The organism is Klebsiella sp. Ech2A, assembly GCF_030078455.1.
Lineage (GTDB): Bacteria > Pseudomonadota > Gammaproteobacteria > Enterobacterales > Enterobacteriaceae > Klebsiella > Klebsiella terrigena.
Genome location: NZ_JAQGFU010000022.1, coordinates 16360 through 42828, shown reverse-complemented (window position 1 = coordinate 42828; position 26469 = coordinate 16360). Strand labels below are relative to the sequence as shown.

The following is a 26469-nucleotide window of genomic DNA, read 5'->3' as shown; positions in this document are numbered from 1 at the left end:
GATCGTCGCGCAGCCGCTGCTGCCCGCGACCCTGCAGGCGTTCGCGTAGGGTGAGTGACGTACCGTCCGCCCGACGCATGCGCCCCCGCGCCTGAAGCTCCGGCACCACCCAGCGGACAAAATCTTCGAAACTGCCGGGGCTGATGGCGTAGGCGAGGTTGAAGCCATCAACCCCGGAGGCGTCGGCAAAGGCTTCCAGCTGGTCTGCGACGCTCTGCGGACTACCCACCAGCGTCGGGTGAATGCCGCCGATGCCGATGTAATTACTGATATCGCCCACCGTCCACTGGCGCTCAGCGTCAATGCGCGTCAGCCCGGCTAGCGCCGAGCGGCTGGCGTTGGTTTCGATATATTTGAGCGGCTCGTCCAGGGACCAGCCGGACCAGTCCACTCCCGTCCAGGCAGAGAACAGCGCCAGCGCCGCTTCCTGACTGGTGTAGTTGAGGTAGTCCTGGAATTTGGCGTGTGCCCTGGCATCGTCCTCATCGACCACCACGCTGATGGCGGTAATAAAGCGAATTGCCTCGGCGCCGCGCCCCTGTTCATGCGCCAGGATGCGAATTTTGTCGATATTCTGCGCGATTGACTGCGGCGTAGTACCGCCGAGGAACACCACTTCGGCATTCTGTGCGGCAAACAGACGACCCCGGTCCGAGGTGCCTGCCTGGAACAGCACCGGCGTGCGCTGCGGGCTGGGTTCAGAGAGGTGCGCGTCCGGCACCGTAAACCAGCGCCCCTGATGGCGGATCGGGTGAACTTTGGCGGGGTCGGTATAGACGCCCGCCTCGCGGTCACGGCGTACCGCATCGTCTTCCCACGAGCCTTCCCACAGCTTGTAGGTCACTTCAAGGAACTCCTGCGCACGCTCGTAGCGTTCGTCGTGGTCCATCTGTTTTTCCAGCCCAAGGTTACGCGCGGCGGACTCCAGCACCGACGTCACGATGTTCCACGCCACTCGCCCCTTAGTCAGGTGGTCGAGCGTGGTGAACTTGCGCGCCAGCAGATACGGATGTTCGTAGGTGGTTGAAACGGTGATGCCAAACCCCAACTGGCGGGTGGCGGCGGCCATCGCCGAGACCAGCAGCAGCGGATCGTTGACCGGCGACTGCGCGGCGGTACGCAGCGCGGCATCGGGTTTGCCCTGGTAGACGTCTATCTGCCCCAGCGCGTCGGCGATAAACATAGCGTCAAAACCGGCCTCGTCGAGCAGGCGCGCAATGTGCAGCCAGTAGTCGAGAGTCGTGTATTCGCTGGCTCGGTCATCGGGGTGCCGCCACAGTCCTGCGGAGACATGGCCGACGACGTTCATCATAAAGCCGTTGAATAACAGCTGTTTTTTTGCGGTTGGCATGGTGTGTCCTTATTAAAATGGGTCAGGCAAAACGTTTTAACGCCGCGTCCGACGCGCCCGTTGGCAGCAGGTAGCTGGCGGCCAGCAGCTGCCGGGTGATCGGATGACGATCCGCGGCGTACAGCGCGTGGCGCGGGAAATCGTCCACTATCTGGCCGCGGGCCATCACCACAATGCGTTGGCAAAACTGCGCGACCAGGGCCAGGTTGTGGCTGATAAACAGGCAGGTCAGGGCGTGCTGGCGATGCATGCGCGTGAGCAGCGCCATTACCTGCGCCTGTACCGTGAGATCCAGCGCGGAGGTAGGTTCGTCGAGCAGCAGAAAGCGGGGATTCACCGCCAGGGCGCGGGCAATATTGGCGCGCTGGCGCTGACCGCCGGAGAGCTGGTGCGGATAGCGCTGCAGCAGCGCGGCGTCCAGCCCAACTTCGCTAAACAGGGACCTGGCGCGCGCCACCGCCTGCGACCGCTGTGCGACCGTGCCAAGGCGAAACTGCGGGCGAACCAGCTGCTCTTCCAGCGTCAGACGCGGGTTGAATGAGGCCAGGCTGTCCTGAAAGACGCACTGAAGCTGACAACGCAGGGCGGTAATGCTGTCCCTATCCTTGTTGCTCACCAGCGCGCCGGCAAAGCGCATTTCGCCGCGATCGTCAGGGATCAGCTGCGCCAGCAGCCGCGCCAGGGTGGACTTTCCGGACCCGGACTCGCCGATAATGCCGACAATTTCGCCGCGCTGAACGGTCAGGCTGACGTCGTTAACCGCCGTAACGGTCACCTTTTTCGGCCACCAGCCCCGCGTCTCCCGGCGCCAGAAATCTTTTCCCAATCCGCTGGTTTGCAGCAGCGGCGCGTCTTCGTCGCGGTATTCGGCCACCGGCGTGGTGTTCGGCCACGGTACCGCCGCCAGCAGCGATTGGGTATACGGGTGCTGCGGCGCGGCGATAAGGTCGGCCGTTGACCCTTGCTCAACGATGCGCCCGTGCTGCATAACTGCGACGCGGTCGCTTAACGCGGCCACCACGCCGAAATCGTGCGTAATGATCAGCAGCGCCATCTGCTGCTGCTGGCACAGCTCTTTGAGCAACTGGAGCACCTCGCGCTGCACGGTGGCGTCCAGCGCGGTGGTGGGCTCATCGGCAATCAGCAGCCGCGGGCGGCACATGGCGGCGAGGGCAATCAGGATACGCTGGCGCATGCCGCCGGAAAGCTGGTGCGGATAGAGCGCCATCACCTGCTCCGGCTGACGGATTTTCATCCGGGTAAGCCACGTCAGCGCCTCGTCACGCAGAGCGCGCCGCCCCAGCGCCGGATGCAGTCGGCGCAGGTTGTGCTGCAGCTGCTTGCCCACTCGCCATGACGGGTCGAGCGTGGAAAGCGAGTTCTGAAACACCATCGCAATATCGTGTCCGCGCAGACGATTAAGCCGCGCGGTGGATTGGTGCAGCAAGGGCTGGCCGTCAAAAACGATGCTGCCGTTGACCGTCGCCTGGCCCGCAGGCAGCAGGCCGAGAATGGCGGCGGCGGTGACGCTTTTTCCGGAACCGGATTCGCCCGCAAGTGCCAGCACTTCTCCGGGAGCAACGGTCAGGGAGACATCGTCCACCGCCTGCACGTTCTGGCGGTGAAAAAGCACGTTAAGGTGGGTAATCTGCAGCAGGCTCATGGCTGTCGCTCCTTATTGGTAAGGGTCAAGGAGATCGCGCAAGCCGTCCCCCAGCCAGTTAAAAGCCAACGACAGCAGCACGATCGCAAGGGCCGGGGCGGTAGCGACGTGCGGCGCACCGAGGATCATCATCTGTGCGCCTTCGCCAACCATTCGTCCCCAGTCCGCCTGCGGCGGCTGTACGCCGAGGCCGAGGAAGCTGAGGCCGGCCAGAAATACCACCATGCCGCCGAGCAACGAGGTGGTGTAAACCAGCAGCGGCGTCGCCACGTTGGGCAGGATTTCACGGAACAGAATGTCGACGGTCGACGCCCCCTGGGCGCGTAGCGCCTCGACGTACTCTTTCGCCGCCTCGGCGCGAGTATCCCGATAGACCACGCGGGTGAGGTAGGGGATAACGCTGCAAATCAGGGTGATGATGAGCGTCGGATAGCCGCTGCCCAGCACCGCTGAGAGGCCGATGGCCAACAGCACCATCGGGAAGGCGAACAGCATGTCCATACTGCGCATAATCAGTTCGGAAAAGGCCGAGGCGCGAAAACCTGCCAGCATGCCGAGCGCGAGGCTAACCAGCGCGGCGAAGATAATCGGCAGCACCGAAGCCGTAAGCAGGCTACGCCCGCCCCAGATGATTCGGCTCAGGACGTCGCGCCCCTGATTATCCAGGCCGAGTATATGACCCGGCGTTCCAGGCGGCGCCAGGCGCAGGCCGTCAAAGGAAGCGAGCGGGTCGTATGGCGAAAGCCACGGAGCCAGCAGAGAGACCAGCAGCGCGGTGAGCAAAATAAACAGGCCGAACAGTGCCAGCCCGTGTCGGGAGAGCCGGCGCAGGAACAGGGTCATGGTCATAATTAGCGGGCTCCCTGGTGGCGCGGGTCGAGCCAATCCTGCAGGATGTCGCTGAGCAGGTTGACGGCGAGGAAGCAAGCGGCAATCAGCATTACCCCGGTCTGAATAGTGGGGTAGTCCTGGCCCGCCGCGGCGTTGTACAGCTGGGTGCCAATGCCGGGCCAGGCGAAAATTTTCTCGATAAAAATGACGCCGCTCAGCAGGTAGCCGATTTGCAGCCCGGTAATGCTGACAATTGGCGCCAGAAGATTGCGTCCGAGGTGCCGCCATAGCAGCAGCGCGGTGGGATAGCCCAGCGCACGGTAGGTGCGGATGTAGTCGGCATTCATGATGCCAATTACGCTGTTACGCACCTGACGGGCGAGGATCAGCATTGAGATCAGCGCCGTCGAAAGCGCCGGTAAAAACAGATGGTGCAGAAGATCGCCGAGTCCGCGATCGCCGCGCATGTCGTACATGCCGGAGACCGGAAACCAGCGCAGCTTGACGGCGAACAGCCAGATGAAAAACACCGCCAGCCAAAAGATGGGGACGTTGTGGCCGAGCTGCACCAACAGCATCACCAGACGGTCACGGCGGGTGTTCTGCCACAGGCCGCACGCCACGCCGACCGCCACGCCGGGGATCAGGCACATCAGCACCGCGGCGCCGGTAAGGATGGCGGTATTGGCGAAGGCGCTACTCAGCACCTCTACTACCGGCGCGCGCAGGGTCAGCGAAGTTCCCCAGTCACCGCTGAACAGATTTTTCAGCCACAGCAGGTACTGGACCGCCGCCGGTTTATCCAGCCCGTAGACGTGACGGATCTGTTCGATAGCTTCGGCGGAGAGCTGCCCGGCCAGCGCGTTGGCGATCGGGTCGCCGGGTACCAGCTTAGCAATCAGGAATACCAGCAGCGAGATCAGAAACAGCAGCGGGACGGCCTGCGCCAGCCGAAGCAGTACGATGCGTATCATGATTTCAGCCACACGCGGGTCAGGTCGTAGAAGTTCTGCGCCGGTACGTTAAAGCCCTGGACGGCAGGCGAGGTGGTAAACACGCGGTTCAGCTCCAGCAGCGGGACGAACGCCGCCTGCTGCTGGAACTGCTGGTTGACCTGGCGCCACAGCGTCAACGCTTTCTGGCGGTCGATGGTTACGCTGGCCTCGGCAATCAGCGGCGCGACGCCGGTAATCACCTTTTCGCCTTTGCCCCGCGAAACCACGTAGTTTTTCCACGCCACGTTCAGCCACTGCGGGCTAATCAGCCCCCACTCCATGGTGAACAGCCCGGTGTCATCGGCGAGGTTGGCCAGATGCGAGCTGTAGGTGATCCACTCCTGCGACACGACCTTCACGGTAATGCCGACCTTGCTGAGATCGCGCTGGATCCACTCGATAACCGGCTGGTTCTGGTCGTAAGTGATGATGGTGAAGCTCACTTCGCCGGGCTGGTAGCCCGCATCAGCCAGCAGCTTTTTCGCCCCTTCCGGGTCGTAGACATAGTCTTTCTGCTCGGCCAGAAAAGCTTCATTAGAACGGTTGAGTATGCTGTAGCTCGCCACCGCGTGGCCGTTGAGCAGCGATTTCACCAGCTCTTCGCGGTTGATGGCCTTAATCACCGCCTGACGGACCGCCAGCTGGCTGGTATATTTGTTGGCAAAGTTCCAGCCGAGGAACAGCTGGTTGGCCTCTGTGCTGTCGTGCACCGTATAGCCGCTTTGTGAGAGCAGATCTACCGCGTCGGTCGGGGTACGTGACAGGATATCCACCTGGCCTGATTGCAGCGCGCTGACGCCAGTGCTGCCGTCGAGAATGGGACGGAAGATCAGCCTTTCCATATACGGCTTTTTGCCCCACCAGTCGTCGTTGCGAACCAGCTCGGTGCGGTCGTTGCGTACCCGCAGCACAAAGCGGTACGGGCCGGTGCCGGTAGGGTGCTCCGCCAGCCCGTCCTGACCCCATTTTCTCAGCGCCTGCGGACTGAAAATACCGGAAACCCAGTTGCCCTGCGGCAAGAAACGCAGGAAATCAGGGAAAGGCTGGTTGAAGGTGTAGCGGACGGTGAGCGGATCAATGACCTCAATTGCTTTCAGATCGTGATAGACCTGCGCCATGGTGGCCTGTGAGCGGGCGTCATAGTATTCAAACTGTGGATCGGTATAACGGCGCACGTTAAAACGCACCGCTTCGGCGTCAAATGGCGTGCCGTCATGGAACTTGACCCCTTCGCGGAGATGAAAGGTAAACACGGTTGCATCATCATTGACTTCCCAGCGGGTCGCCAGTCCGGGTACGATCGGCGGGGTGCCCTGCGCTGCGGGTACGGAGAGATCTTCCGCGACCAACGACTCGTAAATATGTTTATCAACCCGGTAGGTTTCATAAGAATACTGTCGGTTAGGATCGTAAATCGTCGGTTCCAGAGCCTGACCAATAATTAAAACTTTGCCATAACGAGATTTCTCATCGCTCTCCTCGGCAAAGGACAAACCGGGCAGCCCTAATCCCACTAATAATGTGGTGGAAATGGCCGTAAGCTGTAATAGCTTACGACGAGATAATGATATCCCGGATGGAAAGTTATTGTTTTTCATAGCGATGTCCAAGTTTTGAATGCAGGTTTTTGTAATATTTGCCTGAATTTTTTGTCTTTCCATCAGGTCTGAAGGCGATGTTAGCACTGGAAAAAAAAGAGCATAAATGCGCATTTGTGATTTTATATTCTATTTTTTTAATTTGCGGTTTTAGACTTTGGTTTGCCGGATTTAATAATTGTCGATAAAACTGGTTTTATTTATTGTCAGTTCTTTTTATTTCGGTAAATGACATGCGCAATAACATTATTCTCAGCGGGTTTACGATGGCGGCAGTTTCACATATTAACTACGGCATGTGGCGCGACCCGCAGGACCAAAGCCATCGTTATACCGATATTGAGTACTGGGTAGGTCTGGCGAAGCTGCTGGAAGAGAACGATTTTGACTGCCTGTTTATTGCCGATGCGCTGGGGCTGATTGACAGCTGGCAGGGCAGCCCGGCGGCCTCGCTTAAGCAAGGCATCCAGTCTCCGCTTATCGATCCGCTGCTGCTGGTCTCCGCCATGGCAGCACAGACAAAGCGGCTGGGGTTCGGTATCACCGTCTCCACTACCTATGAGCAGCCTTACCTGCTGGCGCGAAAATTTACCACGCTCGATCACCTAACCAATGGGCGTATTGCCTGGAACGTCGTGACCTCACAGTTGGAGAGCGCGGCGCGCAATCTCGGACTGGAAAAGCAGATCGATCATGACGAACGCTACGAGCGTGCCGACGAGTTTCTGACCGTTAGCTACAAATTGTGGCAGCACTCCTGGGAGCGGGCGGCGCTGAAGCGTGATAAGAGGGAGGGGCTTTATACCGACCCCGCCAAAGTCCACCCAATCCGCCATCAGGGGCGCTGGTTTGCGGTGCCAGATGCCCACCTATCTGAACCCAGCCCGCAGCGGACGCCGGTCATTTTTCAGGCCGGGGGCTCGCCACGCGGCATTGATTTTGCTGCTCGTCATGCGGAGGTGGTGTTTGTCGCCGGGCTGGACGCCAGCGGCGTCCGTCGACAGGTCACGGCCATTAAGTCGCGGGCGGCGGAGTTTGGCCGCTCGCCGGGGGCAATTAAGTTTATCAGCGCGGTAACGGTCATTACCGCAGAGACAGAGAGTGAAGCGCAGCAGCGCTATTCAGAACGACGCGCGCGCTATGATTTACAGGGCGCGTTGATTCACTATGGCGCCAGCACCGGCGTCGATCTTTCCGGCCATTCGCTGGATGCGCCGCTGGCATGGCAGCAGACCAACTCTAACCGCTCGCTGCTGAAAATGGTCGCCGGCGAGGATGGACAACCGAGCCGCACGCTGCGCGAAGTATTTCATCCTGAGCGGGGGCTAGGGCGGCAGAAGACCTTTATCGGCAGCGGTGCCAGCGTTGCCGGGCAGTTGGCGCAGTGGCTGCAAGAGAGCGATACCGATGGCATTAATCTTGCGCAGTGGCTTTCTCCAGGCTGTTTTGAGGATTTTGCCCGCTGGGTGATCCCGGAGCTGAAACAGCGAGGCCTGTTAGGGAACCCAACTGAGACACTGACGCTGCGTCAGCGGCTATTAATCCTTTTAATCGGCAACCTGTGGCAGTTGAACCTATAGTGTTTGATATTCCAGAGAGCTTTGTTAGTCCTGCCTTAACGAATACTGTTACATTCAACCCTACGTTGAACAACGGAAAATTCTGGGTTGGTGCTGGAGATATGGCTTTCGAGCTATCTTGGTCCAGATGCAGCAAAGGAAGTATATGGATATACAATAGACAAGAAAGCATTCATTCTTTGCGTATTCCAATTGGAATCACTGAAATTGAACAAATTAATAATGCCGAATGTAACTCGTTTTACAATGAAGATAGTTCCACTTCGTTGAAGGAAGGGGAATTGGCTGTATTGCAAAATAAAAATGGATATTATTTAGCAGTAAAAATAGAACGAGTTCTCTATCGTGATAGGCATGCTGATGATAGAGATGAATTAATTTTTAGCTACGTAATTGCACCTGCCAAAAGTATATCGTTTAGTAGGCACGTATAAAGTTCTCCGAGGCAGTCACGTCGGTATCTGGGTTGATGAACGCGGGGTCTTCGACGTGAATATGGAACCCAGAGTCCATCAGCCGTCATCCATTTTCTGAGCGTTTCAACAGATACCGTGATGTTGTGACGTTCGCGTAATTTTTCTGCGGCAAGCGTTGGTCCAAAGTCGCTGTAGTGATCGTGAAGTAAAGAAAGTACACGCAGCTTCAGTGACTCAGGGAGTCTGTGATTACCAGAGCGTCCACGGCGAAGGTTTGCCAGGCCAGCGGCACCTGATTCAAGAAAGCGGTTCATCAGACGCTGCGTCTGACGTTCGGTCAGAGCAAGTTGGTGCGCAGCATCACGACGGCGCATACGCTTTTCGACAACTGACTGAATGACGTTGATCCGGCTGAGCTCTTTATCTGACATGGTCACAAGCATCCTGATGTCTCCATAGCCTGAGGATTGGATCCTTTATGCCAGAAAAAGTGACATCACTAAATGGGTTAAAAGTGACATTAGAATATTGCAGCTACATCTTTGGTGCGCATAATGTATATTATGTTAAATTGCATATCCAACCAGATAACTCATAAGCCCAACTCCTCTCTCATGAAATCAGTATGATAGTGATTTCTGAGCTTGCCCTGTTTCAGACATTAGGCGCTAAGTACACATAACACCACAATGCGCTGCTAAGCACAGGCAGAACCTCTTCTTTATTGTGTACTCGTTGATCAATTGAAGTCATTAAGCTGTCAGAAAATACCTGTGGGAAATGCAATCTCTTTTAGTTCATCAAGTGATCCAGCCTTACCCCCGAAACTGTTTGTAGTTCAAACGGTATTTTTCCAGCCTTAACCCCAGCGCCCGGCGCGTCATATTCAGATGCGCGGCGGCGCGAGAGATATTTCCCTGAAACATGCCCAGCGCTTCAACAATCAGATCATATTCGACCCGCGAAAGTCGCGCCTCCAGACCATCCTGCTCTGCCAGATGCTCAATAACTGGCTGTAGCGATAGCGGAAGATGCCAGGCATGAATGATACCTTCATCTGCCAGCAGTACGGCTCTTTCCATTACGTTTTCCAGTTCCCGCACGTTGCCCGGCCAGTCGTAGTTGAGCAGCATATTCAGCGCAGGCGTATCGATAGTTGGCACCTCAACCCTCTGCTCGCGGGCAAACCAGGCATTAAAGTGATCGGCAAGAATAAAAATATCGTTCCCGCGTTCGCGCAGAGGCGGAATTGTGACCGGAAAGACGTTCAGGCGATAATAGAGGTCTTCACGAAATGTCCCGTTCTCAACCATCTGGCTAAGATCCCGATGGGTGGCGGCGAGGATCCGCACGTTAACCTGCAGCGTATCGTTACTTCCCACTCGTTCAAAGCTGCGTTCCTGTATCACGCGCAGCAGTTTAGATTGCGCCGAAAGAGAGAGTTCGCCGACCTCATCAAGAAAAATCGTCCCGCCATCTGCCTCTTCAAAACGCCCCGCTCTGCGGGAAATTGCGCCGGTAAACGCCCCTTTCTCATGGCCAAAAAGCTCGCTTTCAATCACGCTCTCCGGCAATGACGCACAGTTGAATTTTATGAAGGGACCTGCCGAACAGTGGCTATTCTGGTGAATCGCAGTCGCAACCCGCTCTTTGCCAACCCCGCTCTCTCCGAGGATCAGCACGGTAGTGCGCGCGTGGCTGACTTTATCAATCAGCTGGTATACCGCCTGCATAGCGCGGGAATTGCCGATAATATTGGCAGGCTTGTACTTTTCTGTACTTTGACTGACGGCCGCACTCTGTGCACGCAGCACTTTTTTGTGCGCTCGCTCCAGCAGATGGAGTTCCACCGCCTGGGCAATAATGGCCGCAATGACCCGCAGCACCTCCAGATCTAAAAAGCGCAGCTGAACGTTATTGTAAACGCGCTCAATGCCGATGGTGCCCATCACTTTTAATCCACGGATAATCGGCACGCAGATAAACGAGTGCTGTCCGTCGCGCTGCTTATCCCAACTTCCGGTACGGTTAAGAAATAAGGGATCGTCGGCAATATGTGGTACCACAATAGGCTGTCGCGTCTCAATAACGCGTCCTGTAATACCTTCCCCTGGCGCATAGACGCCTTTTTCCACCTCTTCTGCCGACAGGCCGTAGCTTTCATGAATAAAGATTTGATCGCAGCTGGCATCATAGAGGGTGATCATGGCGCGGATCACCTGCATATGTTTTTGCATCAGCTCCAGCACCAGCTTCAGGGTACGCGAAAGTTTACCCTCTGCGCTGACCACTTTACTGACCTCCGAGAGTAACGGCATCAGTTCAGAACGGCACTCCCCCAAACGGCAGCTGAACGACAGCGGCTCCGTGAGAGGTGAAGGCGTCGTGTCGGTCTGGCTAAAAGCTCTTTTCTCACAGTGCATCACGTTTCTCCCGATAAATAGACTCCCAGACTCGCGAGCGCGCGGCGTTAAACCGTCTGCATTCGCTGATGCAAAATCAACGCCAGCACGACCTGAAACGTCTCCACCATAATCCATTGAATTTATTTAATCTTTTTTAGAAAAATTCGCGCCACGGGAGAGCGCGTGTTCCGCAAGGTACATTACTGTTGTCTTTCGTACATTAGCGTACAGGCTCCACAATGACGCTGAGCGTTCCATCGCCGCATGGCGTGACTCGCCAGACAAAACGCGCAGGATCCAGCCTGGAAAACCACTTTGGCAGATGGTCGCAGAGGATCTCCAGCGAACTAAACGTTCGCTGCTCGAAGAACGGCATCAGCAGCTCCTTCGAGGTATGCGCCCCGCCACCGCTCTGCAGTGCCGCCATCAAATCCACGCGAAACGCCCCTTCACTCTCGGTTGGCATGATGAATACCTGTGGAAGAGCGGCGACAGTTTCAGACACGGGCGAGATCTTCGCGACGATACGATCCAGAAAGTCCTCTGGCCTGCCGCTTGTTTTCCACATGGTTAGCCCCATGCCGTCAAGCCAAACCAGCGGTGCGCCGTGGATCTCGCTGGCCACAAAATGCTGACAGTGCGGCAGTTCAGCCAGCATCGACAGCGTACGCTGACGAATTTGGCTAAGCGTCAGCGTCGGTGAAAGAGCATACGGGATACGCTGACAGCTCTGCCACTGGCCCTCTTCGCGGGTAAAAACGTTGACATAACCGGACTGCCCCAGCGGGGCCGTTACGCCTTGTTCATCAACAAATACGGCGATCTTCATGGCATTCTCCCCATTAAAAACCGTGCTGCTTACCTTTCATCGACGTTATGTCGATGCGGATAACCTGCGTCGCCGTCAGGTTCGCCGCCGGAAAGGTGAAGGATTTCGGACTAAAACGCGCCATCAGCTGATGGAGCATGGCAATTTTTTCCGCATCATCCTGAACGAAATACGTTTTCCCCAGGCCAATCACCGTGCGGTGCCGCGCTTCATAATTGCAGGCCAGAGGGTCTTCCATCACCCCGCTGAACTGGGAGATAGCAAAGCAGATTGCCCGATTTTTCTTCATAATCTCAATTTTGCTGCCAGCACGGGCAGAGTGAAAATAGAGCGATGAGCCATCCCATACGTAGAAAACCGGCAGCAAAAACGGTACGTCTTCGCAGGATAACGCGATATACATCACCCTCTCATGGGTCAGAATGGCGTCAATTTCTGCCAGGTCTGTTATCTCGCGTTCATCCCGACGCATTTCACCGTGCGGATGTCCGGGCATGAATGAGGTGGTATCCATCACGATTTCTCCTCGAGCGTTACCTGCCCGGCCTTGATTAACGCATCCAGCTCGTCGCAAAGCACCAGAATGCGTGCTCCGTCGCTCTCGTCAGGGGTGCCATGGTGATAGTCGTCAACGGAGCAGATGCCGAAAATGGCATCCAGTGACAGAATGTTCTGGCGTAGCGCGTCGTCGATCTCAAGGTGTTCTTCAATAGTGCGCAGCAGGCTGCGGTAGTTGTGGTTGAGCGGCATATCGCCATACAGGGCGCAGAGCGCGATGAGATAACACTCCACCGCAATGGCCCCGACGTTGAACACCAGGCTTGATGAACGGGTCTGATCCACCAGCAGTCGCGCCCGATGATGATAGCCGCAGGCGTGTTCATAGCAGCGGGTAAAACGCTGGTCGTCGCTTTCAAACAGTAACGTCGACATAGATATTCTCCAGGAAAAAAAGCCGGGTTCCCCCGGCGTTGACTGCGGCGACTACCAGACGTTGAGGATCCACTCTTTATTTTTCTTGTATTCCATATCGGTAAACAGCGCATTGGCCATCTGTTCCGCGAGCCAGATGGCTCCTGCATAGCCCACAACCGGATGACGATAATGGCCGGCGCGGTCGTAGGTGGGGAAGCCGACTCTGACCATCGGGATCTGGTTGTCGATGGCGGTAAAGCGTCCTTTTGAATGCCCGAGGATCAAATCCAACGCCAGAGATCCATCCGTAATACGTTTCTCCATCTCCCAGAGGTCAGCGTTAGTGACAATCTCCATCTTGTAATCCACCTGCTGCTGCAGCGCCTGGATACGCGGGTCGTTGCCGTAGCCGGCGTTATCGTCGCCGAGCAGCAGCAGCATCGGTTTCATTTCAAGGTCGAGACAGAATTCCGCCAGCCCTACGACCAGGTCCGGGTTGCCGTAAATCGCCACCCTTTTGTCGGCGAGAAACATATGCACCAGGTCGGTCAGAGCATCGAGGGCGATACCGCGCTCGCGCACCAGCGATGGCGGAACGGGTTTGCCGGTCAGGTTTTTGAGGTTTTGCAAAAAAGTATCGGTGTTTCGAATGCCAATCGGCGTCGGGCCAATCAGCGCGGGCACGTCGAAGGTCTCCTCCAGATAGCGGGCCGCTTTTGCCCCTTCATAGCGGTTGAGCGCAAGGGTGGCGGTTGCGTTAGCGGTACCAACCAGATCGGCAATCGTAGTGTTGCCGTGGGACACATGGTTCCCGGAAGGCATCAGCGGCGAATCGAACGCTTCGATTTCAAACAATACCGTCGCGTCGATCTCCATCTCCGCCAGCAGATGCTTAAGGGCCGTAACGTCCCCCGGATTGACCCATCCGGTTATCAAATTCAGCTTGCCGCTCGGTGCGCTTTTGCGGGCAAAATATTTCACCATATCGCGCACGGCAAGGTCATAGCCGCTGATCATACTGCCGACAAAGCTCGGCGTATGGATGGGGATAAGATGCACTTCCCGGCCGGCGTATTTCTCCTGCAGCAGGCCATCGTTGAGCTTACGCACGACGCCGTCCACATCGTCCCCGATAACCTCCGTGGAACAGGTCGTGATAATCGGGATAACCTTAACGTGGGGATAGCGCATCAGCAGCACATCCACCGCCTGTTCAACCCGGTCAAGCGCGCCAAATACCGCACCATCTTCATGAACCGACGACGAGGCAATCTCGAAGCTCTCCTTCAGATGCTGGGAAATCAACAAACGGACAAACATCACGCAGCCCTGTCCCCCATGGACAATGCCGATACAGTCTTTAATGCCAATACTGACATACTGCGCGCCCGCAGGCTGACAGGTAAAAATGGGATTGATTACCCCGGTACGATCTTTCGCTTTCAGTTCACAAGACATGATCAACCCCCTCTTAATAACGCTTATCGGTCAGCTCGGCGTTGAGTGAACCGGTAATAGTCAGATAGTTCAGGCGCTGATGCAGCGCATCCATCAGTTCGGCGATGGCATCGACACTCATCGAAGTCAGCCACGTAAAGCGCGTACGCCATGCCTCCGCCAGCACCATTGCGTCAGCCCAGTAGCAGCGGTCGGCAGGGGTATCCAGGGTAACGGGTTCGCCGCACAGCAGTTCGCGGGTTTTTCCCAGTACGCCAGCGTTCTGTTTTTCCCGATCCCAGTTACGAGAGTGAAACTGCCACAGGCAGTGCTTCATGATGTAATCCACCATCTGCTCGATTTGTTCATCCTGGGTCATACGGCCTCCTGTCGATCGGAAGCCTGCGCAGCGAAGTCCGGGTATTTGCGCTCGCGCAGCTTCGTCACGCTGTCGTAGCTGCCGGTGTATTCACGCAGATCGGGGCTGTTGCGTATCTCTTCGCTCAGGCTGGCATCAGAGAGCATGCGCGCCGTGGCAAAGCCCTGAGCTGTTGGGATAACGTCCTGGCTGATGTCGAGTTTGGCCAACTGATGGACAGGCGAGTAAATCGCGTTGTAGATATCACGCGCGAAACGCACCCAGCCTTCAAAACCTTTATAGGGGCCATTGTGGTAAGCATGGGCGTTGAGATACGGCACGCGAATTTTCTTCGCCACCTCGCCGGGGCGTTTACCGGTAAAAATAACGTCCGGTTTCAGGGTGTACATCGCCTCCAGCGACTCCAGTTCATTAGGGTCGTCGATGGCGAGCGCCCCGGCTTCACAACGCGCAATCCCCTTTTCCATATCGCCCTGATGGCCGAATTTGGTATAAAGCGATACCACCTCCATGCCCATCTCTTCATGGATCACGTGCGCCCAGTGCCAGAGCTTAGATCCCCCCGGCCAGAGGCAGACTTTCTTGCCTTTCAGCCGCTCCCGATACCAGTCCAGCTCGGGTTTCCAGCGCGCCACTTCTTCATCAATAATCGCCTGGGCGCGATCTTCGATACCAAAAAAGAGGCCAATCTTACGCAATGAGTCGGACAGAGGTCCGAAGCCGAAACCGTCAATGTCCAGGCGCGGAATGCCGTAGCGCACACGCAGCTCATTGCAGATATACTCCGCCGAACGGGCGCACTCCAACACGTTGAGATGCGCTTTATGCATCGCGCGCAGGTCGTCATACGAACCGTTGCCGGTAAAAGTAGAGAGCACCTGGATCCCCATCCGCCGGAAGAAATCCACCATCACTTCCTGGTCACCCTGGATGTTGTATTCGCCCACATAGTTAATAACGTAATCGCTGGTTATCACCGGCTCGACGGTGCCCACCTTCTGGTTAACCCAGGCAATATTGATTTTGTGATGCCCACCTGACTGACTGGGACCGGCAAATCCCGGCGAGTTACAGACGAAAATATCAACATCCGGGCGCTCATCCATAACCTCCTGCGCAATAGCCGCGATATCGTCACCAATCAGGGCTGAGGCGCAGGTCTGATAGATGGTCATCCGCTTAATCGTCGGATGCGCATTAAAGGCTTCAATAATATTGTTTTTGAGCACCTTCTCCGCACCAAAAACAATATGTTTCTCTTTCATGTCGGTTGCAAACGTGTATTTAAGCTGGAAGTTATCGTTGTCGCTAATATAGCGTTTGGTTTGCCATGTATCATAGGTGCATCCCACAGGACCATGGCTGATGTGTATAACATCTTTCATCGGGGTGCCAATAACATGCTTGGCTCCACAATAAGCACATCCGCGTTCAGAGATAGTGCCCGGAATAGTATTTAAATATCCCAACGGTAGCGCGGATGTAATATCCTCATCCGGGCCTTTGACTACGGCATGCTGTTTGCGCTCAGGAATGCATTTACTGCACTCAAACTCATGGTAAGGCATAATACCTCCCCTATCCGGGAAATTCGGCTGTTGACAGAAAGTTAATAGCGGCGAGGATTAATCCATCATACCGTATTTAACCACCATTTTTTCCAGCTGATCCATTGTCAAAGGTCGGGGGATCACGAAGTCTTCATTTTCAATTATTTTGCGCCCCAGTTCGCGATACTCCTGCGCCTGATTCGCTTCAGGATCAAATTCCGTTACGGTCTTTTTATTGAATTCCGCTTTCTGCACGATATTATCGCGCGGCACAAAATGAATCATTTTGGTGCCAATGGCTGCCGTAAACTCTTCAAGGAAATCTCGCTCCCCGTCAACGTTACGGCTGTTGCAGATAATCCCTCCCAGACGAACACCGCTCTGTTTGGCGTATTTCACCAGTCCTTTGCAAATGTTGTTGGCCGCATAAATCGCCATCATCTCGCCGGAGGCGACAATATAAACCTCCTGTGCCTTGCCATCACGAATTGGCATCGCAAAGCCACCGCAGACCACATCCCCCAGCACGTCGAAGAAAATAAAGTCAAGGTCATCGGTATAGGCCTTATTATCCTCCATGAGATCAATCGCCGTAATAACCCCGCGCCCGGCGCAACCAACGCCAGGTTCAGGGCCGCCGGACTCAACGCAGCGAATATCAAAACAACCGGTTTTGACCACCATTTCGTTGGTTATTTTCTCTGCTCCCTGGTCGCGAAGGATATCCATTAAGGTTTCCTGCGGTTTACCACCAAGAATAAGACGTGTTGAGTCGGCTTTTGGATCGCAGCCGTGAATAAATACCTTTTTCGCATGAAAATAGGCGAGCGCGGCAGCGGTGTTTTGTGTCGTGGTGGATTTACCAATCCCCCCCTTACCATAAATAGCAAGCTTACGAGTCATATTTTCTCTCCTAAAGGAAGCGGTGGTTGTTGTTTTGCTTTTTATAAATTGCAAAATCATTGCCAGACTGATTCTCTTTCAGGAAAAAAGAAAAACTCTCACCTAACCAGATGAGTTAATTGCCTTTTATTCCATTCAAAAGATATCAACATGGGATATTATTCTTATCTCACTCAACAGTAACCGTTCCGGGCGGAACTATTCGCGTTAATGCAGTACCAAATTGTAGAGACGGACGGGCCCGGCTTCATTTCCCGCGCCCGGCTCATGGCTTGATTGCGGCCGTTGGCTTTGACTCAGGCGCAGATGTTCTTGAAATGCCATGTCACCCTCTCTCCTCGGGATAAATCCCGGGAAAGACGCGTATGGACGTTGGGTGAAGCGGGAATTTCGCTATCAACATGGTTATTGAAAATAACAATTATTCTCATTACATTGTGGAGTTATTATTCCCTTCGCCAGGTCTTAACAGGCAGTCTTAATGGATAGTTTTTCTCTTTCTGTCAAAGTGTTAGTTGTCGACGATCACCGAAAAATTCGCGAGCCGCTTGCTGCATGGCTGAGGCGTCAGCGCCTCAATGTCATCACGGCTGATAACGCCACCTCAATGTGGTCGATGCTGCGTACCAACACCTTTAACCTGATCGTTCTGGATGTCATGCTGCCTGACGGTGACGGCATGCTGCTTTGCCAGCAGATTCAGCGCAAATACAAAACGCCCGTTATCCTGCTTACGGCGAAAGACACCCTTGATGACCGCGTCAGTGGGCTGGAGATGGGGGCCGATGATTACGTGGTAAAGCCATTCGAGCCGCGTGAGCTGCTTGCCCGTATCCATACCGTGCTGAGGCGCACAGGGAGAACGGATGGGCCACAGCATTCGGCTCACCAACTGCCCGATCGGGCGATGAGTTTTTCCGGGTTGATCTACAGGTCGGCCAACCGCACGGTCACCAATCCACAGGGGATAACGCAGAAGCTGAGTACTGTGGAGGCCAGGCTTCTGACCGCTTTTCTCACCAGCCCGGGTAGTGTACTCAGCCGTGAAGTGCTGATGGATCGCTGCATAACCCCCGGAAATGAGGTTTTTGACCGGGCAATCGATCGACAGGTCAGCCGTTTACGAAACCGCCTGCAGCTGCTGCTTCCAGGCGTTGTGCTGCTGGATACGGTATGGGGAGAGGGTTACCGTCTGGTTTCGCAGGTTGAGGCGCATAACGAATGTCTCAGCTAAAACGCCTGCTGCCGCAGAGAATGATGAGTCAGCTTGGTTTGCTGATGGTTTCCGCAATTGTGATTGCCAATCTGCTCGCGGTGGGCGGCCTTCAGCTGATCGGTAATTTGCTCTCTCCTGCCACGCGTAATCTGGCTGTAGAACGTATTGAGCTGGCCTATCTTGCCAGCCAACTGGCTCCAGGCTCTCCATTACCTGTTCTTCGTCAGGACGGCGCCAGGTTCTGGATTGCCGATCGCGCTGAAGTGACGCCCTTCCCTATGCGGCGTGAAGAGCGGCGCCTGCGTGACGCTGTTTTGAAGTTAAAGGGATTTTCGCCGGACGTGCAGGTGACGTTTCAGCTCGAGCGCTCCAACGGCGGGCCGGCGCGCTGGCATCTTTTTAGTACGGAGAATAGCGAGCCTTTAAGGCTCCGTTCGACCCTCTCTTTGCCTGACGGGACCTATCTAAACGGCATACAGCCGCTTGATCCGGCCTATGCATGGATACAGCTGCTCTCCCTGTCGCTGATAATCATGACGGTTCCGCTGATCCTGCTGAGTCTTTACTTTACCCACCGCGTTGTCAGGCCGATTCAGCGGCTTGCCGCCGCCGCTGATGCCCTGAGTCGGGGAGACTGGACCGGCAGTCTACCGCTGGTTGGCCCGCGGGAATCGAAAGACCTGACGGGCAGCTTTAATCTGATGCAGCAGCGTCTTGCCCGGCATCTGGAAGGCAAGACCCGTATGCTGGCCTCCATGAGCCACGACTTCAACACGCCGCTGACGGAACTGCGCCTGCAGATAGAACTCATGGAAGCCGGAGAGGCTCGCGATGACATGCTGGAAAGTCTCACTGAACTGCAGAATATGGTCAGTGAAACGCTGAACTTTATCCGCGATGAAACGCCGCAGGAGAAGAGCCGTCGCTGCGACCTGAGCAAGTTACTGAGCGATCTGACGCATCGTTACGGCCAAAAAGGCGAGTCAGTCACCTGGCAGGGAGAGGACGGGATTACGATCACTTGCCGACCGCTGGCGATAAAACGGGTACTCAGCAATCTTATTGAGAACGCATTGAGCTATGCAGGCGAGGCATCCGTCAGACTCACAGCGGAGAGCAACATGGTAAGGATCGATGTTCTGGACAGCGGTCCGGGTATCCCGGAGAAACAGCTTGAGCAGGTCTTCGAACCCTTCGTTCGCTTGAATGATAATCGCACCGCCCGACGCCATTTTGGCGGCGGGCTGGGTTTAGGTTTATCGATTGCCCGTGCCTGCGTCCATGCCCACGGCGGCGAGCTGAGCCTGAAGAATCGCTCGCCCGCCGGCCTGTGTGCAACGATTTTGCTGCCTGGAGCGATCAGAAGCTGAGCGTCACTCCCCCCCAGAAGGTTCGGCCGTAGTTGACCGTACCGTAGGTTTCATCGTTCAGACGCTTATCGCCAATGTTGTAAATAGCCCCGTTGAGGGCCAGATTCCGGCTAAGCTGATGCGACACGCCGACATCTGCCGTCAGGTAATCGGGCGCCGGTTCAGCGTTAACGGAGGTGCCGTACTCTTTACCATAATAGTTAGCCGCTGCCCAAAACTGGGTTGCTCCCGTGTAATCCCATTCGCTGCGCAGGCTGGCTTTATGCTTAGCCGTTAAAGCCAGCGGCGCCCCCTTATTGCTGCCGCTTTTCTGCTCTGAATCCAGGAAGGTATAGTTAGCTTTGAACGATAGCTCAGGCGTTATCTTCCAGCTGCCGGTCAATTCCGCGCCTCTGATGATCGCTTTATCAATATTGATACGCTCCATCACGATATAACCGTTCCAGCGTCGATCCGTCGTTAGCGTGGAAAGCTTGTCCTGGAAGTCGTTGTAGAAGAGCGTAGCGCTGGCTGAAAGATCGTCCCGATTCGACCACATCGCGGAAAGCTCGTAATTAGTACTGGTTTCAGGCTTCAGATTGGGATTACCGAGCATGGCCCAGGTATTGCGGCGCAGTACCGCGTAATCGTCAATCACCGCGCGAATTTCCGGGGCCTTAAAGCCTCGCGCGACGCCGCCTTTCAGAGTCCACTCATCGCTGACGTACCAAACGCCATATACGCGCGGGCTGTAGTGATTGCCGTACTGTTCGTGATTATCAAGGCGTAAACCACCGGTGAGTGAGAACGCCTCAGCGAGCCGCCATTCGTCCTCGATGAACAGCGCTCGTTGCACCACGCTATAGCGATGATCCTGGCGCGTACCATCTCCCTGGTTCCAGTCTTTTAGCTCGTTTTCCTGCCACTGGCCCCCCAGCGTGGCGGTATGGTACATGGTTGGCACGATCAGTTTTGCATCCAGCACGCTATTTTTGATGGTGGGTTTACGCCCGTAAACGTCACTTTGTGAAGGGCTGGCTAATCCTTCCCGGCTGGTCTTTTCCTGAGCAAAAGAAACCGTCGATGTTCCCCAGTCCCAGCGGCCGTCGTAGCTGACAGACCAGTGATCGCGGTTGTTTTTTTGTTCACGCGTCGCCCAGTTTGCGCTCTCGCCGTCACCGTTTTTCAGGCGACTGACGCCGCCTTCAAGCTGCAGCTCCTGATTATCGGTAGGCGCGAATGACAGCCTCCCGGTTACGTCCCTATGGTCGGCTTTGCTAAAGCCATTGGTGTTCTGCACATCATCATCGGCCTGACGATCCAGATAGCGCCCCCATAGCTGTAGGCCCAGCTTGTCATCAACCAGGGGACCTGCCAGGTAAAACTGCGTGTTTGCCGCATTACCCTGGTCGTCATGCTGACGAGCAGCATAGTCCCAGGAGAGCGACCCGCCCCACTGCTTACTGACCTTACGGGTGATGATATTGATAACTCCGCCAATCGCATCTGAGCCGTAAAGCGATGACATTGGTCCGCGGATCACTTCAATACGTTCGATGGCGGCAGCCGGCGGGATAAAACTCTGTTCATAACCGGCGTTGCCGTTCACCCGGGAGTCGCGACCGCTCTGGCGCTTTCCGTCAACAAGGATGAGCGTGTAGTCTCCCGGCATGCCGCGAATGGAGATATCATTTTCATTGGCGCCGCCGATGACGGCGACACCTTCAACATCGCGAACGGCATCCGCCAGGTTTTGGATAGAACGCTTGCGGAGGTCGTCGCCTGAAATCACGGTCACCGACGCAGGGGCATCTTCCAGCCGCTGTTCAAATCCGGATGCGGTGACCACCATCGTCTCTGTCTCTGCTGCGTTGGCCGCTGAGGTAAATAGCAGGATCAGACTGGCTAATTCAGTCCGTTTAAATTTAATGATTGAGTTGCACATGATTGATTAACGCCCTGGGTAAAAAACGCTAATAGTAATCATCCGCATTTGTCAAAATTGGACAAAGTAAGACAGATAAGCAACCTTTGGAGCAAAGACGGCGCGCGCATACCGCGCATAAGCTGGAGGTTCATTTACAGATAGCTATGCGTTATGTTGAGAAGTATTCGTGCATACAATTGCTACATTACCAGGACCAATCTGGAGCGACATATATGTCTAACCCGAAGCTGTTTACACCGTTACGTATCCGTAATCTTGAACTTGAAAACCGTATTGTCATCGCCCCCATGTGTCAGTATTCCGCTGAAGATGGCTGTATGAATGACTGGCATACGCTCCATCTGGGTCAACTGGCGCAATCAGGTGCCGGCCTGCTCACCATTGAAGCGGCAGCCGTCTCGCCTGAGGGGCGAATTACCTATGCTGATGTCGGGCTCTATGATGATAAAACTGAGCAAGCGATGGCTCAGGTGCTCACCGCTATTCGCAAATGGTCACCGATTCCCGTTGCTATTCAACTGGCGCATGCGGGCCGAAAAGCGTCAACTTACAAACCCTGGGATAAACACGGTCAAATACCGCCCGATCGGCAAGGCGGCTGGCAAACCTTAGCGCCCTCCGCAGTACCTTATAGTGACGGCTATACGATCCCTACCGCCCTCGACAACAGCGGCCTGGCCGAAATTCGCCGCCAGTTTGCTGAAGCCGCAAAACGTGCGGCAAGACTTAATATTGATCTTATTCAGATCCACGCTGCGCATGGCTACCTGCTGCATCAGTTTTTATCACCGCTGTCTAACCACAGAACGGATAATTACGGCGGCTCGCTGGAAAACAGAGCCAGATTTCCGCTGGAAATAGTCGATGCGGTGCGCGAGGCATTCCCTGCAGATAAAGCAATCAGCGTGCGTATTTCCGCCACCGACTGGTTCGACGGCGGATTTAGCCTCGAGGAAGCCGTGGCGTTTTCTAAAATGCTGGAAGCACATGGCGTCGATGCCATACATGTCTCCAGCGGTGGCCTGCACCCCGACCAGCAAATTGATGTTTATCCCGGTTATCAGGTTCCGCTGGCACGAGCGGTTAAAGCCGCAGTGGGTATCCCCGTTGTGGCGGTAGGGCTCATTACCGAACCGGAGCATGCGGAATCTATCGTCGCAAGCGGGGATGCCGATATCATCGCGATTGCCCGTGGCGCGCTCTATAATCCAAGATGGCCGTGGCATGCTGCGGCAGCGCTTGGTGCTCAGGTTCATGTGCCTAATCAGTACCTTCGCTGTCAACCCCATACGCTGAAGAACTTGTTCAAGTCCTGAACAGGCACGCCTTGCGTAGGCCCCCGGCCCGTTTCAGGGCACGGCGGCTTAGGATGCTCTGCTCGAGGCTCTGACCACCAGTTCCGGCCTCTGTCCGCGGCTGCCGCTCACGTGATGGCCGGCCAGCACTTCAAACAACAGCGTGACGGCCTGACGAGCGACCTCGTCGAGGTGCATGTTCACCGCCGTCAGCGGCGGCTGGGATTCCCGGGCGCGAATGCCGTCATAGCGCGTGGCTAAGCGCATCCGCTGCGGCATGGCGATCGACGCATCGTGAAAGGCGCGCACGGCGCCGCTGGCAAAGGTATCAACCACGACCAGCACGCCATTGACTTCGGGATGCTCCTGCAACATCTGACTCGCCGCCTGATAGCCAGCCGCTTCCCCTTCCTGCTCATCAAGGTAATAGATAACCGGAGCCTGCCGCCCTTCGCACCAGAGGCGATAGGCGGCCTCGGTTTCCAGCGCGGAAGTCCGCGGCGTATGGCCGACGAGGAGCGCGCAACAATCGGCGCCTTCTGCCTGCAGGTGGCTCAGCAGCAGTTTCGCCGTCGCCGCCGAATGCAGATCCACCCAGGGTACCGGCGTCGGCGTTCCCGGCGTGCGGCCGATGGTAATACAGGGGATCCCCGCCTGCTGCAGAGCCCGCAGCTGCGGATCGTTTTCGGCGGGCTCCAGCAAAATGGCGGCATCAAAGGTCACCATGTCCAGCGGGTTCTTCCCGGGCGGGACCAGAATCAGCGCATGCTGCTTCTCCAGCGCGATAATCGCCGCCGTCAGCGCGACCTCCATCATAAAACCCAGCTTTGAGGCTCCGGAAGCGATGGTCAGCGGCAAGGAAGAAAGAAGCGCAATGGTGTTGGTTTTCCCGGTACGCAGCTGGCGGGCGCGAATATTCGGCGTGTAGTTCAGCGCCTGAATAGCTTCCTCAATGCGCTGCCGGGTCTCAGGTTCGACAAAACGGGTGTGATGCAACGCATTAGACACGGTGCCGGGCGATACGCCGGCAAGGCGTGCAACGTCAATGAGCCTGGCGCGTTTTTTATCTTGAGCAGTCATCTGGCTGGCGGTTCCTCCCGAGATTTTACGCTCAGGGTAGCACATTTCCAGGGTATGAATTTCGGCACTATTACATAACAAAATCATATTAAAAAAGTGGCCGTTTACCGTAGCTCTCTGTCGAGCATTCCTATCTAATGTTTCTTCATTAAAACGTTTTAATGGCGTATATCGCCAGGAAATCATCTCTTAAGGAGGCTACGTGGCGCACTTATCTCAGGACCCTACCTTCACCCTCGGGCGTCGTCCGGGCGGGCTGACCCTCGCCAACATGGAGAAAAGCTTCGGCGGCTATACGCTCTTCGCCCCGCAAACCGCCGAAGGCCGGGTCTATCTGGTTGATGAGCGGGGAGAAGTCGCGCACCAGTGGCAGCTCCCGGTGCGGGCGGGACGCGATGCCGTGCTGCTGCCTAACGGTAACCTCGGTTATAACGGCAGCCACCGCACGTCGGCCGGCCTCTATCCGGCCTGGGATCTCTGGCACGGCGGCGATTTTTATGAAGTCACTCCGGATAACGAAGTGGTCTGGCATTATGAGGATATCTTCCATCACCACGACGCACAGTGGCTGGCGAACGGTAACCTGCTGTATACCGCGGCGGCTCCGCTGCCGGCTGACATCGCCGCCCGCGTCACCGGCGGCGATCCGCGCCGCGATGCGCCGGACGGCATCATACAGAGCGATGTCGTCAAAGAGGTCAATCGCGACGGTGAAGTGGTATGGGAATGGCGCGCCTGGGAGCATCTGGCTCCGGAAGATTTTCCCGTCCATGAGATCTTCGACCGCCGCCACTGGCCGATGATCAACGGTCTGTCGGTCACCCGCGACGGCCTGGTGCTGATGAGCCTGCGCACTACTTCCGGAGTGATTGCCGTCAATAAAGAGACCGGCAGCGTGGCCTGGCACGCGGGTCCGAACGTTGTCGCCCAGCAGCACACCCCGATCGAGACGGATAGTGGGTCGATTCTGGTATTCGATAACGGCAACCTGCGCCCCGGCGTAACCTCTCCGCACTCCACGGTGCTGGAGTTCGACCCGCACACCCAGGCTATTCGCTGGCAATATCGCGATATTTTCCCGCCGGCCTTTTTCTCACCCTACATGGGAAGCGCGCAGCGCCTGGACAACGGCAATACCTTTATCTGTGAGTCCGCCTTCGGCCGCCTGTTTGAAGTCACGCCGCAGGGAGAAACGGTGTGGGAATACATTATTCCTTACTTCAATGAGTACCCGGAGCATCTCAGCAAGGGGATTATTCCCGGTAAGCAAAACAGCGCCTTCCGCGCGCACCGCTACGCCGCCGATGCGGTACCGTGGCTGAAATAATCGCTCTTCGCCGGCGCGGTCGGCGGGGATTTCTCACGTCTTTGGGAGGCATTTATGCCCTATTCTGACTCCGTCGTGCCGGAAAACGAAGCCTTGCGCTGGCAAACTAAGCTGCTGCTGGCCCTGCAACACGTGCTGGTCGTCGCCGCCACGCCGATCGCCGCCGTTTTTCTCATTGCCCAGGCGCTTCACTTCAGCGATGGCGTTACCACATCGCTGCTGAGCGCCACCTTTCTGATATGCGGGCTGGGGGCGATCCTGCAAAGTCTCGGTATCGGCAGCTTCGGCGCGCGCCTGCCGTTTATTATGGTTCCGGGCGGTGCGCCGATCGCCCTCTTCATCGCTATCGCTTTGCAGACCAATATTCAGACGGCAATTGGCGCGGTGATCTTAACATCGCTGTTTTATTTTATTGCCCTCCCCGTTTTTCGCCGTTTTCTGCACCATTTCCCGCCGTTTATCATCGGGATTATGCTGCTGCTGGTCTCCATCAACCTGATTCGCCTGTACGGCGGGCTCATTATCGGTCAGCCAGGGAGCAGCCACTTTGCCCAGCCAGCAAACATTATTCTGGCGCTGGTGACTATCCTGATTACGCTGATCTTCGCCCTGGCGTTCACCGGCATCCTGCGTCAGCTGTCGGTTATGTTCGGCCTGTTGGCAGGCACCCTGCTGGCAATCGTGCTGGGCAGCGCCGATTTTAGCGGCGTCAATCACGGGCCGCTGTTCAGCCTGCCGCAGCTGTTTCCGTTCGGCTGGCCAATCTTCAACCTCTCAGCGTCGCTGCCGCTGCTGATCTATGCGGTGATATCTATGGCTGAGGCGACCGGGCAAACGATTGCCACCGCAGAGATCGTCAAATCGACACAAAACGTCCATCAGGCCATTCCCCGCACCATTCGCGGCGATGCCGTTATCTCGCTGCTGGGCGGCGTTTTCGGTACCTCATTGATCATCACCTCCGGCGAGAATATCGGCGTGGTGCGCACCACTAACGTCAAATCACGCCACGTCACGGCGCTCGCCGGGGTGCTGTTAATCCTGATTGCGTTATTTTCACCGCTGGTGCGCTTTGCCGCCTGCCTGCCCGGTCCGGTGGTCTGCGGGACGGCGGTGATTGTCTTCAGCATCATCGGGGTCATCGGCATCGATATGATTGCCCGCGAGCCGCTGCACAAACCGGGTAAAACCTACGCCTTAGCCACCGGTTTAGCGATGGGGATGCTGCCGATTCTCGTGCCCGGCCTGTACCAGAATTTCCCCGCCGCAGTGCAGATGGTGCTGGGTAACGGCATGGCGGCCGGTACGCTCACCGCGATCGCCGTTAACTCGTTATTCCTGGTGAGCGAAAGGCGGGCCGCCGTGCGGCTAAAAGGCTGAACCGACACCCCGCTTAAGCCCG

General features: G+C 56.2%; 22 protein-coding genes and 2 pseudogenes. 7 read left to right on the top strand and 17 right to left on the bottom strand.

What is annotated here, in order from left to right; all coding sequences use genetic code 11:
- The 6 genes and pseudogenes from PFH44_RS07490 to PFH44_RS07470 form a co-directional block, all read right to left on the bottom strand.
- A partial coding sequence (locus PFH44_RS07490; protein ID WP_283824697.1) for an LLM class flavin-dependent oxidoreductase occupies positions 1–1351 on the bottom strand: 1351 nt, incomplete at its 3' end.
- Between the two features lie 22 nt (positions 1352–1373).
- A complete protein-coding gene (locus tag PFH44_RS28060) occupies positions 1374–2225 on the bottom strand; it encodes an ABC transporter ATP-binding protein (protein ID WP_463671537.1) in 852 nt (283 codons plus the stop codon).
- Positions 2226–2240: 15 nt separating this feature from the next.
- Positions 2241–3014 (bottom strand): annotated as a pseudogene (locus PFH44_RS28055) (ABC transporter ATP-binding protein); the annotation flags it as partial.
- 12 nt (positions 3015–3026) lie between these two features.
- Positions 3027–3863, bottom strand: a complete 837-nt coding sequence (locus tag PFH44_RS07480) for an ABC transporter permease (RefSeq protein WP_227503047.1) — start codon at positions 3861–3863, stop codon at positions 3027–3029.
- Positions 3864–3865: 2 nt separating this feature from the next.
- Positions 3866–4819: an ABC transporter permease gene (locus tag PFH44_RS07475; protein WP_045858055.1), complete on the bottom strand. Its 954-nt coding sequence runs from the start codon at positions 4817–4819 to the stop codon at positions 3866–3868.
- Positions 4816–6438, bottom strand: a complete 1623-nt coding sequence (locus PFH44_RS07470) for an ABC transporter substrate-binding protein (protein WP_283824695.1) — start codon at positions 6436–6438, stop codon at positions 4816–4818. The genes PFH44_RS07475 and PFH44_RS07470 overlap by 4 nt, the downstream gene beginning before the upstream one ends.
- A 233-nt stretch (positions 6439–6671) precedes the next feature.
- Between PFH44_RS07470 and PFH44_RS07465 the strand changes: the two genes are divergently transcribed.
- Positions 6672–8018, top strand: a complete 1347-nt coding sequence (locus PFH44_RS07465; protein WP_283824694.1) for an LLM class flavin-dependent oxidoreductase — start codon at positions 6672–6674, stop codon at positions 8016–8018.
- A complete protein-coding gene (locus PFH44_RS07460) occupies positions 8018–8452 on the top strand; it encodes a hypothetical protein (protein ID WP_283824693.1) in 435 nt (144 codons plus the stop codon). Before PFH44_RS07465 ends, PFH44_RS07460 begins: the two co-directional genes overlap by 1 nt.
- Here PFH44_RS07460 and PFH44_RS07455 read toward each other — a convergent pair.
- From PFH44_RS07455 to nifH, 9 genes and pseudogenes are all read right to left on the bottom strand, one after another.
- A pseudogene (locus PFH44_RS07455) lies at positions 8452–8865 on the bottom strand (helix-turn-helix domain-containing protein); the annotation flags it as partial. The gene PFH44_RS07460 and the pseudogene PFH44_RS07455 overlap by 1 nt on opposite strands.
- 384 nt (positions 8866–9249) lie before the next feature.
- Complete coding sequence (locus tag PFH44_RS07450; protein WP_082079070.1) at positions 9250–10857, bottom strand: sigma-54 interaction domain-containing protein; 1608 nt, start codon at positions 10855–10857, stop codon at positions 9250–9252.
- Positions 10858–11059: 202 nt separating this feature from the next.
- Positions 11060–11668 (bottom strand): Fe-only nitrogenase accessory AnfO family protein, encoded by a 609-nt coding sequence (locus tag PFH44_RS07445; RefSeq protein ID WP_283824692.1) that lies wholly within the window; start codon positions 11666–11668, stop codon positions 11060–11062.
- Positions 11669–11681: 13 nt separating this feature from the next.
- Positions 11682–12182: a pyridoxamine 5'-phosphate oxidase family protein gene (locus PFH44_RS07440; RefSeq protein ID WP_045855377.1), complete on the bottom strand. Its 501-nt coding sequence runs from the start codon at positions 12180–12182 to the stop codon at positions 11682–11684.
- Positions 12182–12601: a hypothetical protein gene (locus tag PFH44_RS07435; protein ID WP_283824691.1), complete on the bottom strand. Its 420-nt coding sequence runs from the start codon at positions 12599–12601 to the stop codon at positions 12182–12184. The genes PFH44_RS07440 and PFH44_RS07435 overlap by 1 nt, the downstream gene beginning before the upstream one ends.
- Before the next feature lie 51 nt (positions 12602–12652).
- Positions 12653–14041, bottom strand: a complete 1389-nt coding sequence (gene anfK, locus PFH44_RS07430; protein WP_045855375.1) for a Fe-only nitrogenase subunit beta — start codon at positions 14039–14041, stop codon at positions 12653–12655.
- 13 nt (positions 14042–14054) lie between these two features.
- The gene (anfG, locus tag PFH44_RS07425; RefSeq protein WP_045855374.1) at positions 14055–14399 is read right to left on the bottom strand and encodes a Fe-only nitrogenase subunit delta; all 345 of its coding nucleotides are present in this window, start codon (positions 14397–14399) and stop codon (positions 14055–14057) included.
- Entirely contained in the window at positions 14396–15967 is a 1572-nt protein-coding gene (anfD, locus tag PFH44_RS07420) for a nitrogenase iron-iron protein, alpha chain (RefSeq protein WP_283824690.1), read from the bottom strand. The genes anfG and anfD overlap by 4 nt, the downstream gene beginning before the upstream one ends.
- 57 nt (positions 15968–16024) lie before the next feature.
- On the bottom strand, positions 16025–16852 hold the full coding sequence (nifH, locus tag PFH44_RS07415; protein ID WP_044347205.1) for a nitrogenase iron protein: 828 nt from the start codon (positions 16850–16852) through the stop codon (positions 16025–16027).
- 481 nt (positions 16853–17333) lie between these two features.
- On the opposite strand from nifH, the gene PFH44_RS07410 reads away from it, so the two are divergent.
- Both PFH44_RS07410 and PFH44_RS07405 read left to right on the top strand, forming a co-directional pair.
- Complete coding sequence (locus PFH44_RS07410; RefSeq protein ID WP_283824687.1) at positions 17334–18086, top strand: response regulator transcription factor; 753 nt, start codon at positions 17334–17336, stop codon at positions 18084–18086.
- Positions 18087–18109: 23 nt separating this feature from the next.
- A complete protein-coding gene (locus PFH44_RS07405) occupies positions 18110–19438 on the top strand; it encodes an ATP-binding protein (protein ID WP_283824686.1) in 1329 nt (442 codons plus the stop codon).
- On the opposite strand, the gene PFH44_RS07400 is transcribed toward PFH44_RS07405, so the two are convergent.
- The gene (locus PFH44_RS07400) at positions 19428–21269 is read right to left on the bottom strand and encodes a TonB-dependent receptor domain-containing protein (protein WP_283824685.1); all 1842 of its coding nucleotides are present in this window, start codon (positions 21267–21269) and stop codon (positions 19428–19430) included. The two genes, PFH44_RS07405 and PFH44_RS07400, sit on opposite strands and share 11 nt — an antisense overlap.
- Positions 21270–21577: 308 nt before the next feature.
- On the opposite strand from PFH44_RS07400, the gene PFH44_RS07395 reads away from it, so the two are divergent.
- Positions 21578–22681 (top strand): NADH:flavin oxidoreductase/NADH oxidase, encoded by a 1104-nt coding sequence (locus PFH44_RS07395; protein ID WP_045855371.1) that lies wholly within the window; start codon positions 21578–21580, stop codon positions 22679–22681.
- A gap of 48 nt (positions 22682–22729) precedes the next feature.
- Here the strand turns inward: PFH44_RS07395 and PFH44_RS07390 are convergent, their stop codons facing one another.
- A complete protein-coding gene (locus PFH44_RS07390) occupies positions 22730–23740 on the bottom strand; it encodes a LacI family DNA-binding transcriptional regulator (RefSeq protein ID WP_283824684.1) in 1011 nt (336 codons plus the stop codon).
- Between the two features lie 202 nt (positions 23741–23942).
- On the opposite strand from PFH44_RS07390, the gene PFH44_RS07385 reads away from it, so the two are divergent.
- Together PFH44_RS07385 and PFH44_RS07380 are read left to right on the top strand one after the other, a co-directional pair.
- Positions 23943–25067 (top strand): aryl-sulfate sulfotransferase, encoded by a 1125-nt coding sequence (locus PFH44_RS07385; RefSeq protein ID WP_283824683.1) that lies wholly within the window; start codon positions 23943–23945, stop codon positions 25065–25067.
- Between the two features lie 54 nt (positions 25068–25121).
- Complete coding sequence (locus tag PFH44_RS07380; RefSeq protein ID WP_283824682.1) at positions 25122–26447, top strand: uracil-xanthine permease family protein; 1326 nt, start codon at positions 25122–25124, stop codon at positions 26445–26447.
- Positions 26448–26469: the final 22 nt, after the last annotated feature.